The organism is Oleiphilus sp. HI0043 (genome assembly GCF_001634935.1).
Map to the genome: position 1 here is coordinate 1 of NZ_LWEY01000537.1, position 1,060 is coordinate 1,060.

The 1,060-nt window shown below is 47.5% G+C and carries 1 protein-coding gene; it reads right to left on the minus strand.

The window, feature by feature from the left end; translation table 11 throughout:
• Positions 1–1,060 (minus strand): cobaltochelatase subunit CobN (locus tag A3729_RS06580; protein ID WP_197475634.1); only part of this gene is annotated, 1,060 nt, incomplete at both ends.

The window sequence follows — 1,060 nt, forward strand, 5'->3', positions numbered from 1 at the left end:
CGACACAAAGACTTTGCCAACATGGCAAATGGTGCAAGGTATTTGGATTATTGGTGACAGAAGTTAGCAATGCTTCGATCAATGCATTGCCCGATTCGGGAATATCGCTAACGGGGTAACCAGCATCGGCCAAGGCACTCAGAATTTGGCAGGCTGAATTGGGTGTGTCTAACCCAACGCCATTCCCTATCCGGCCATCCTTCGTCGGATAATTCGCGAGTATCATCCCGATGCGTTTTTCTGAATTTGGCTTCACCGCAAGTCGGCAATATCGCCATGCTAATTCCGCTACGAAATGTGCCCGTTCAGCATTTAATTCATATTGAACGATACTCGACTGGGCATGCTCGTCGTAGAAACTCTCGCTCTTAAAACTAAGTGCACGGGTTGCAATCCTACCATCCATTTCAGGAAGCACGACTTGCATCGCTAAATCTCGGCTTCTCAAGCCTTGGCTATGCGCTAACCAGTCTTCTTCTGTACTACCTGACAATACCAACTGCAAAACAACAAGGTCTTTCTCAAAGGGCGATTGGAAAGTACTTGGCTCAGAACTAAGATCGGGGCTCGCCACGGTATTGGTTGCAAACCCAGTCGCATTCAGTACCAACTGTACATTTGCCTGGTCGATTAATGCGTTAACCAAGGAGAGTGATGACGGGTCTTTTAGCGAACTAATCGCAACGGGTAACACAGAAAGCTGATGCTGTTCCAAGACACTAATTAGCGCATCGAACATCGTGGTATTAGCGCTTTGCAAATGACTTCGATAAAACAACAGCATTACGGTTGGATTATCTTGGCCAGCCTTATTGCTTACCTTGTCTTGCCAAGCTAATAAGGTCCCCTGCTCTACACCCGGCTCGTAAATCATACATTTGGGTAAGGGCCTCGGCTCTTGCCATGACAACGTTAGATCAGCTAATAATCTGACATAACGCGCAATAATAAAGTGATAAAGATGTCGGGCATTCTCGACGCCGCCTTCACGCAAGTAACGCCAAACACGGTGCGCATCCTGAGGCACTACCGAACTAGCATCAGATAAGTCCGGATCAGG